Raw genomic sequence first — 720 nt, 5'->3', positions numbered from 1 at the left:
TTTCAATATCGTGCGTCACCATAATGCTGGTCGAGCGCAAAGCCTTGTTGACGCGGCTGATCAAGTGGGCAATCACGCCCAAGGAAATCGGATCGAGGCCGGTAAACGGCTCGTCGTACAACATAATTTCAGGGTCGAGCGCAATCGTGCGGGCAAGCGCGACGCGGCGCGACATCCCGCCGGAGAGTTCGGACGGCATCAGGTTTTCCACGCCGCGCAGACCGACCGCGTTCAATTTCAACAAAACCAAATCGCGGATCACCGCTTCAGGCAGGCGCGTCAGTTCGCGCATCGGAAAAGCGATATTGTCGAACACCGACAAATCGGTAAACAGCGCGCCATGCTGGAACAACACGCCCATACGGCGGCGGTGTTCATACAGTTCGTCAGCCGAAAAGCCCGCCAAATCACGTCCTTCAATCAAAACCTTACCTGACTGCGGATGAATCTGACCCGTAATCAGCCGCATCAGCGTGGTTTTACCGCTGCCCGAGCCGCCCATTACGGCGGCGAAGTTTCCTTGGGGAATGCTGAAATTGATATTGTTCAGAATCGGACGGTCGCCATACGCGAAGGCAACGTCTTTCATTTCGATGAAGGGTACGGAACTCATGAAGGGGAAGATAAGGCGGGATGTATTTTAATTACTTGCATTGTAAAGCTTATCAAGGTGTCGGGCAATTTTCAGACGACCTTATCAAGAAAACGTCTGTAAAGAAG

At 52.9% G+C, this 720-nt stretch carries 1 protein-coding gene; it reads right to left on the bottom strand.

The window, feature by feature from the left end:
- The coding region (locus ACTHUR_RS14010) for an ABC transporter ATP-binding protein (RefSeq protein ID WP_440399155.1) at positions 1-613 on the bottom strand (613 nt) is incomplete at its 3' end.
- Positions 614-720 lie beyond the last annotated feature (107 nt).

The organism is Neisseria sp. P0021.S007, from assembly GCF_051956855.1.
Note: the sequence above shows the minus strand (reverse complement) of the source record. Positions and strands in the feature narration are given on the sequence as shown.